We start from the raw sequence: 7,925 nt of genomic DNA, 5'->3' as shown, positions 1-7,925 counted from the left end.
TAATGAGTTGTTTAAGCACTTTTCATTGTAGGTCATATGGAACTTTTTTTCTACACTCAAAAGGCTCTATAATCTCCATGGTGGATTTACCCACTACAGAAATTATAGAGCCACAAAAGAGCGGGAGTCAGCATTGCTTTTTAGGAGTTGACCAACCCGCTCTTTCCTGTTATTGTTCGATCAGTGGACGTTCGATGAGTAGTTGCGTTGTTGTGGGATATTCTCGTCATAAGGTTCAGAGTTGTCAATCGTTTTCAAGCTGATTATTTTATGATAAAATAAAGAAAAGTGATTAAAGGAGAGGTTATGACAGTAAAAAAGCAACACATTGAGCGTAAGCGTGCGATACTCGTCTTAGGAATTCTAACCTTCGCTTACGCTCTTCTCATGCCTGATAGCGGTCAACTGTGGCAGGGATTATTGGCTATTTTAACTAATCCAACGCAACTCATGACTGATTTTTTTGCGGTCGGTGGACTTTCGGCTACTTTTGCCAATGTCGCAGGGCATTTTTTCCTAGCGCATTATCTGATGAGCCGTAATGAACGTTCCAATGTCAATGGTTTGCAGATTGGTGCTGTTGGCATTTTTGCAGGACATGCTTTTTTTGGCACCAACCTACTGAATGTTCTTCCCCTGATTGGCGGAATGGTGCTGTATGCTAAATTTACCAAACAATCCTTTAAACTCTATACGACCGTTAGTTTGTTTGCAACATCGATGGCACCCGTCGTCTCTTACTTGGCCTTTCAAAACGGTCTCTCTTTTGGGTCTGCTTGTATTGCCTTGGCTGTTGGTCTGATACTTGGTTTTATGGCACCTGCATTGGCGGAGGAGTTTTTGAAATTTCACCATGGATTGACCTTATATAACTACGGTTTTACAACAGGGTTGATGACCATGTTTTTGGTCTTGCTATTTCCTTATTTTCAGCTACCAGTCGAAACACGTGTGTTAATCAGCGATGGTTACCATACCTACATACTAGGTTATTGGCTATTGATTATTGGGTTTTTACTGGTGTTTTTGCTTCGCCATTTGTTAAAAGCTGCCGCAGGCTATTCTGCTCTGATAAAAAGTACAGGGCGGGTTCCAGATGATTTTGTGACAAAGTTTGGACTTTACCCGACACTGCTTAACATGTGCTTGACCAGTAGCTTATTTTTAGGTTGTCTGTTAGTTTTCGGTGTCCGGCTCAATGGTCCTATTTTAGGTGGATTTTTGACGATATTGGGGTTCAGTGCCTTTGGGAAACACCCTCTAAACGCTCTTCCTGTTGGCTTAGGGGTCGTTTTGGCCAGTGTCTTGCTCAACCAGCCCTTAAACGAGATACGCTTTGCCCTCCCGTTTCTTTTTAGCACAGGATTAAGTCCGATTGCTGGATTTTATGGCTGGTTCTACGGTCTGGTCGCTGGTTTTCTTCACTACAATTTATCATCAACGGTCTTGGCTTTGCATCAAGGGCTGAGTTTATACAATAATGGATTTTCAACAGGTTTTGTCGCTGCGGTATTAGCGCCTTTGATTGATACCCTGCAAGACCATAAAACACTCTGGCTAAAGGATAAAGGACATGTTAACGGAAAAAAATAAATGCACACGAATCATGAAAGAAATTGTCAGTTACTTTTTAGATAATGACCTCAATGATTTCAAGATGGAATTTAGTTTTACAGAAGGTGTGTTTAGGCTCCACCTTGAAGCAGAGACCACAGTCGAGCCTGTGAGTTTTAAGAAATTGGTTTCAGACCTCAATACGGAACGTCAATTGGAAGTTGATGAGTATTACAATGCCTTGCTAGGAAGCAATTGTCATAATCATGAGCATGATTATACCTTTTTAGGCAAGGCTATCGACCGAGCGGAAGGCCAGTTTGAAAATGGTCGCTTGTCGCTCTTGATTTGGCGGTTTGAAGAACATTGACACGTCTAAATAACCTGATTAGCGTTTCAGGTTTCTGCGTGCAACATAAACAGGAGATGGTGAAAAGAGAAACCCATGACAATCATTGAAAAAGCACCAGCTAAGATAAATTTAGGCTTAGATATTTGCGGCAAATGTGATGACGGTTATCATGAACTGGAGATGATTATGCTCAGTGTTGACCTCAATGACTATGTGACCGTCACAGAACGATCAGATGATCAGGTTGTCATGACATCAAACAGCAACCGCATGCCCCACAATGCCAAAAACGATGTGGTAAAGGCTTCAGAGCTCATCAGAGCCCGCTACGGTATTAAACAAGGCGTTACTATTGACTTAGAAAAGCGAATCCCAATCTGTGCAGGTCTAGGTGGCGGCTCAAGCGATGCCGCAGCTACCTTACGCGCTCTTGATAAGCTCTGGCAATTAAACCTTAGTAAACAAGAGTTAATTGAGCTGGGGTTTGCTATTGGTAGTGATGTGCCATATTGCTTAGAAGCAGGCTGCGCTTACATCGCAGGTAAGGGAGATGTGGTTGAACCCTTATCTGCCAGCCTGTCCTCTTGGGTAGTCCTGGTCAAACCTGACTTTGGGGTCTCTACACGGAAGATTTTCAAAGAGATTGACGTTGATAACATCACACGGGTAGATATCGCAGGGTTAAAAAAAGCTATGCTGACGAGCGATTATGACGCCATGCTGTCTTGTATGGGTAATTCGCTGGAAGACATTACCATCATGAAGTGTCCCTTTATCCAAACCATAAAAGACCGCATGTTAGCTGCTGGAGCAGACATCGCCTTGATGTCAGGCTCTGGACCGACAGTTTTTGCCCTATGTCCGACCGCTAAGCGAGCGGACCGAGTTTACAACGCTATGAAAGGCTTTTGTAAGGAGGTCTACAAGGTAAGGACGTTGAGCTAGTTTTTTCATCTGGTAAAGAGGCGCTAGCCTCTTTTAATGTTTACTGAACTATCTCTAGCCAGTAACCAAAAACTTGCCTCCACTCTTGAATTGTGTTAAAATTAACCAGTAAAGTGAAAGAAAGAGGTGGTTTATGACAAGACTAGCCCAGCGTTTAGACCAGTTGATTTACAAGGTTTTATTGACAGCAGAAAATCAGCATGAATTGTTGATTGGGTCCTGCCAAAGTGACGTCAGATTGACCAATACACAGGAACATATCCTGATGTTATTGGCAAAGGAACGGCTAACGAATTCTGACCTAGCCAGAGAGCTTAGCGTCAGTCAAGCAGCGGTGACCAAGGCCGTCAAGGCTCTGATTGCTGCGGGCATGCTAGAGTCAATCAAAGACCAGACAGATGGCCGTGTGACTTACTTTGAACTAACTGATTTGGCGATGCCTATTGCGGTAGAACATGAGCACCACCATGACCATACTGTTCAGGTGTATGATGAGGTATTGTCGGCTTTTTCAGCAGATGAACAGGGCGTTATCGAGAGATTCTTGGAGGGATTATCTAAAGGATTGGACGGTGGTCAATGAGGTATATCACCGTTGAAAATCTAGCTTTTCAGTATGATGCCGAACCTGTTTTACAAGAAGTGGCTTACCACTTGGATAGCGGTGAATTTGTTACCCTAACAGGTGAAAATGGTGCTGCAAAATCAACCCTGATTAAGGCGACTTTGGGCATTTTAACGCCAAGATCAGGTCAGGTGACGCTTGCCAAAACAAACGTTACAGGTCAGAAACTCCGTATCGGCTATTTACCACAGCAAATTGCCAGCTTTAATGCAGGGTTTCCCAGCACGGTCTATGAGTTTGTCACCTCTGGTCGTTACCCGCGTCGAGGCTGGTTTTCACGATTGACAGACCATGACGAGGAACATATTAGGGTAAGTTTAGAATCTGTCGGCATGTGGGAGAATCGAGACAAGCGTATCGGTAGCTTGAGCGGTGGGCAAAAGCAGCGAGCTGTTATTGCACGTCTCTTCGCCTCTGACCCTGATGTTTTTGTCCTTGATGAACCAACCACAGGGATGGATGCAGGGACGACTCAGACTTTTTATGACCTCATGCACCATAATGCCAAGGAACATGGAAAAGCAGTGCTGATGATCACTCATGACCCAGACGAAGTCAAGGGCTACGCCGACAGGAACATTCATCTCGTGCGCAACCAAGACCTACCATGGCGGTGTTTTAATATCCATGATAACAAGGAGGGCGGTCATGTTCACTGATGTTTTGGCTTATGACTTTATGCAACGCGCCCTGCTAGCAGTTGTTGCCATTAGCGTTTTTGCACCGATTTTGGGAATTTTTCTTATTCTCAGACGGCAAAGTTTGATGAGCGATACCCTGAGCCACGTTTCCTTGGCAGGTGTTGCCGTCGGGGTATTGCTTGGTATCAATCCAACCTGGACAACGATTGTAGTGGTAACTTTAGCTGCTATTGTATTAGAATACCTCAGAACTGTCTACAAGCACTATATGGAAATTTCGACAGCTATTTTAATGTCCTTAGGCTTGGCGCTGTCCTTGATGATCATGAGTAAGGCTCAAGGGACTTCGGCAGTTAGTTTGGATCAGTACCTGTTTGGGTCAATTATTACCATCAGTCAAGAGCAAGTCATTGCTTTGTTTGTGATTGCGCTGGCTGTTCTGATCTTGACCTTTCTCTTTATTCGTCCCATGTACTTACTGACCTTTGATGAAGATACGGCCTTTGTTGACGGATTGCCAGTTCGCTTGATGTCTATTGCCTTTAATATTTTGACGGGAGTAGCCATTGCTTTGATGATTCCAGCAGCAGGAGCGCTTTTGGTTTCAACCATCATGGTTTTACCGGCTTCAATTGCGATGCGTTTGGGTAAATCTTTTCGTTCAGTGATTATCTACGGCATCGGTATTGGCTTTGTCGGCATGGTGTCAGGCATTTTCATGTCCTATTGGTGGGAGACACCTGCTAGCGCAACGATTACCATGATTTTTATCGGTATGTTTTTGGTGACCAGTTTACTTAATCTTGTGGCCAAATCACATTGACTTCAGCCTGTTTTAGGCTGTTTTTTTGAAAAATTTTCAGAAAAAATACTAGACAAACCTCAAAAAAATTAGGTATAATAGTAAAAACTTATCCCGAAAGGAGAGATGTCATGAATGTAGAGACGATAGATTGATCAACTTTAGGGTTTGGCTATATTGATACGGGTAAAAAATTTAGAGCTTATTATAAAGACGGCAAGTGGAGCGAGGGTGCTATTGAAACGGACAAGCAGATAACGATCAGTGAGGCATCTAACGTGTTTCACTACGGTCAGACTTGTTTCGAAGGGTTGAAAGCCTATCGTACGAAAGATGGCAAGATTCAGCTGTTTCGTCCCGATGAAAATGCTAAGCGCATGAAACGTTCTGCAGAACGCTTACTCATGGAGCCCTACCCAGAAGAAGACTTTATTCGTGCTGTTCATGAAGTTGTCAAGGCCAATGCTGAATGGGTACCACCTTATGGTACAGGAGCTTCACTCTATATTCGTCCGTTTTTGATGGGAATTGGAGACACTGTGGGCGTAGCACCTGCAACAGAGTACCTATTTTCTATTTTTGTGACACCAGTTGGGGCCTATTTCAAAGGTGGTTTAGCTCCAGCTCACTTCTTGGTTAGTGACTATGACCGCGCAGCTCCCAGAGGTACAGGTGCGGCCAAGGTTGCTGGAAATTACGCGGCCAGCCTCTATCCTGGAAAATTGGCTAAACAACAAGGTTACGCTGATGCCATTTATCTGGATCCGGCAACGAAAACAAAAATCGAAGAAGTCGGAGCGGCTAATTTCTTTGGGATTACCGCTGATGGGACATTTATGACGCCAAAATCGGACTCTATCCTGCCAAGTATTACCAAATATTCCTTGATGACTTTAGCTGAAGAGCGACTGGGGTTAAAGGCTGTTGAAGGCGATGTCTATATTGACAAGTTGGCTGATTTTGTCGAGGCAGGGGCGTGTGGAACTGCTGCGGTCATCACACCAATTGGTTCGATTACCATCGGTGATAAGAAACAAGTGTTTCACTCAGAAACAGAAGTTGGTCCAATGATAAAACGTCTTTACGACGAACTGACGAGTATCCACTATGGAGACATACCAGCCCCAGACGGTTGGATTCAGACGGTTGAATACTAGATCAGATTGGCAACCTTTGCGGTTGTCAATCAAGATTTTAGTTAAATAAGTCAGAATATTTCAAATAAAAAAATATTTCGAACAACATGATTTAAGGAGTTTTTATGACAACACAACAATCAACTGCAATGCAGACAGAGACATTCAAATCCTTTGTTGCGAAAATTCTCTCAGGCACAGCAACCGCCATCATCGTCAGTCTCTTGCCAAATGCCATTCTGGCGAACCTGATTAAATATTTACCTGCAGCAGAATGGCTGATAGACCTTAGCCGTATTTTGGTGATCTTCCAGTATGTTCTTCCGATTATGGCAGGGTTTCTTATTGCTGAGAATTTTAAATTGACCAGCATGCAGCAGGTGGCAGTGCAGCTTATATAGGTTCTGGTGCTTGGACGTGGCGTTTCTTTGATATCGTTCAGGAATCAGGCAAAGCCTTAGAAGCAGTTGGGTTGTTTCAGCTACGCGGATTAGGTGACATTATCAATATGATGATTACAGCAACCCTAGCGATTCTTTTGGCAAAATGGGTTGGCAATCGTCTAGGCTCTTTGACTATTGTTTTACTTCCTATAATTGTTGGAATTGGTGTTGGCTATCCGGGCTGGTTGATGTTGCCTTACGTCTCTCAGGTGACCACACTGATTGGTCAAGCAATCAATAGCTTTACCGTCCTCCAACCTGTTCTGATGAGCGTACTGATTGCGATGTCCTTTGCGGTTCTTATTGTGACCCCAATTTCAACCGTTGGGATTGGAGTGGCTATCGCTTTAACAGGCCTGTCAGCAGGAGCTGCAGCCATTGGTGTCGCTGCAACGTCAACCTACCTTGCTCTCGCAACTGCGCGTAAGAATAAAGCAGGAGTTCCAGCTGCCATTTTGCTTGGCGCGACTAAGATGATGATGCCAAATGTGGCTGCCAATCCAATCATGCTGCTTCCTATTCTGGCGACAGCTGCTGTGAGTGCTCTGTCTGTTCCTCTATTCAATGTTATTGGGACACCAGCGACCGCTGGCTTCGCTTGGGACAACAGAGATTGCGATGATGATTATCATCTGGTTTGTCATTCCATTTGCAGTAGCATATCTTTGCCATTACCTTTGCCTTAACGTTTTCAAGCTTTACTCAGATGATATTTTCATCTTTGAAAAATAAGCTATCCTTGTTAATAAGCAAGAAACCTGCTCAAAAATTGGAGCAGGTTTTTGGGCTCTTTGTCAACTGTAGTGGGTTGACCCACTTAACACCGAGAGAGGACAGTTCTTGTCTTCTCTCGTTTTATGTTTATGGCAATGAAAATGCGAGTTTTGTCTTTTCAAAGTTTCTGAAACCAAAGGCATTCCGTTTAATGACCTTGATAAGGTTGTTTGTCGCCTCTAGTTTAGCGTTAGAGTAGGGCAATTCCAAGGCATTGACAATCTTGTCCCTACCCTTCAAAAATGTTCTAAAAACTGTCTGNGCTTGCTTTTCTTGAAAATAAAACAGGAGCAGTTGATAAAGTTCGTAGTGTTCTTTTAGCTCTTGAGAATAGCCGAGCAGTTTAGTGACAACCTCCTGATTAGTCAAGTGCATGCGAAAAGTTGGGCGATAAAAGCGTTTATCGCTGAGTTTACGACTGTCTTGTTGGAGTAAACTAGTCCAGTGGACTAGTTTAGCCCGAGCTTGAAAACGAGAGAGCGAGGGTTCCAGTAGCGTTTGAGAGCCCGATACTGGTGAGACTTTCTGTCAAACTGGTTCATTATCTGAACACGTAGCCTGTTCATTGCCCTGCTCATATGCTGGACAATGTGGAAACGATCGAGAACGATTTTCGCATTTGGAAATAGTTTCTTAGCGATGTCGTAATAAGG

Annotated in this window: 6 protein-coding genes and 3 pseudogenes; 8 read left to right on the top strand and 1 reads right to left on the bottom strand. The window is 43.7% G+C overall.

What is annotated here, in order from left to right; translation table 11 throughout:
- The first annotated feature begins 306 nt into the window (after nucleotides 1-306).
- The 8 genes and pseudogenes from ACERC7_RS10065 to ACERC7_RS10030 all read left to right on the top strand — a co-directional run bounded on the left by ACERC7_RS10065 (nucleotide 307) and on the right by ACERC7_RS10030 (nucleotide 7,230).
- Nucleotides 307-1,593, top strand: coding sequence for a DUF1576 domain-containing protein (locus ACERC7_RS10065; protein ID WP_373666854.1), 1,287 nt, complete (start codon nucleotides 307-309; stop codon nucleotides 1,591-1,593).
- Nucleotides 1,574-1,924 (top strand): hypothetical protein, encoded by a 351-nt coding sequence (locus ACERC7_RS10060; protein ID WP_373659620.1) that lies wholly within the window; start codon nucleotides 1,574-1,576, stop codon nucleotides 1,922-1,924. The genes ACERC7_RS10065 and ACERC7_RS10060 overlap by 20 nt, the downstream gene beginning before the upstream one ends.
- A 75-nt stretch (nucleotides 1,925-1,999) precedes the next feature.
- Nucleotides 2,000-2,851: a 4-(cytidine 5'-diphospho)-2-C-methyl-D-erythritol kinase gene (gene ispE, locus ACERC7_RS10055; RefSeq protein WP_373666853.1), complete on the top strand. Its 852-nt coding sequence runs from the start codon at nucleotides 2,000-2,002 to the stop codon at nucleotides 2,849-2,851.
- 133 nt (nucleotides 2,852-2,984) lie between these two features.
- Nucleotides 2,985-3,434: a zinc-dependent MarR family transcriptional regulator gene (locus tag ACERC7_RS10050; RefSeq protein ID WP_373666852.1), complete on the top strand. Its 450-nt coding sequence runs from the start codon at nucleotides 2,985-2,987 to the stop codon at nucleotides 3,432-3,434.
- The gene (locus ACERC7_RS10045) at nucleotides 3,431-4,135 is read left to right on the top strand and encodes a metal ABC transporter ATP-binding protein (RefSeq protein ID WP_373659624.1); all 705 of its coding nucleotides are present in this window, start codon (nucleotides 3,431-3,433) and stop codon (nucleotides 4,133-4,135) included. The genes ACERC7_RS10050 and ACERC7_RS10045 overlap by 4 nt, the downstream gene beginning before the upstream one ends.
- Nucleotides 4,125-4,940: a metal ABC transporter permease gene (locus tag ACERC7_RS10040; RefSeq protein WP_373659625.1), complete on the top strand. Its 816-nt coding sequence runs from the start codon at nucleotides 4,125-4,127 to the stop codon at nucleotides 4,938-4,940. The genes ACERC7_RS10045 and ACERC7_RS10040 overlap by 11 nt, the downstream gene beginning before the upstream one ends.
- A 140-nt stretch (nucleotides 4,941-5,080) precedes the next feature.
- A pseudogene (locus tag ACERC7_RS10035) lies at nucleotides 5,081-6,076 on the top strand (branched-chain amino acid aminotransferase); the annotation flags it as partial.
- Nucleotides 6,077-6,180: 104 nt separating this feature from the next.
- Nucleotides 6,181-7,230 (top strand): annotated as a pseudogene (locus ACERC7_RS10030) (PTS sugar transporter subunit IIC).
- Between the two features lie 85 nt (nucleotides 7,231-7,315).
- On the opposite strand, the pseudogene ACERC7_RS10025 reads toward ACERC7_RS10030, so the two are convergent.
- Nucleotides 7,316-7,925, bottom strand: a pseudogene (locus tag ACERC7_RS10025) (transposase); the annotation flags it as partial.

It is taken from the genome of Streptococcus sp. E17BB (assembly GCF_041807725.1).
Classification (GTDB): Bacteria; Bacillota; Bacilli; order Lactobacillales; family Streptococcaceae; genus Streptococcus; species Streptococcus entericus.
This window is presented reverse-complemented; position numbering and strand designations above follow the sequence as displayed.

Bases quoted from the DNA above. Each gene is read 5' to 3' on its own strand.
- ACERC7_RS10065 (WP_373666854.1), top strand. From the start codon at position 307: ATGACAGTAAAAAAGCAACACATTGAGCGTAAGCGTGCGATACTCGTC.
- ACERC7_RS10060 (WP_373659620.1), top strand. From the start codon at position 1,574: ATGTTAACGGAAAAAAATAAATGCACACGAATCATGAAAGAAATTGTC.
- ispE (WP_373666853.1), top strand. From the start codon at position 2,000: ATGACAATCATTGAAAAAGCACCAGCTAAGATAAATTTAGGCTTAGAT.
- ACERC7_RS10050 (WP_373666852.1), top strand. From the start codon at position 2,985: ATGACAAGACTAGCCCAGCGTTTAGACCAGTTGATTTACAAGGTTTTA.
- ACERC7_RS10045 (WP_373659624.1), top strand. From the start codon at position 3,431: ATGAGGTATATCACCGTTGAAAATCTAGCTTTTCAGTATGATGCCGAA.
- ACERC7_RS10040 (WP_373659625.1), top strand. From the start codon at position 4,125: ATGTTCACTGATGTTTTGGCTTATGACTTTATGCAACGCGCCCTGCTA.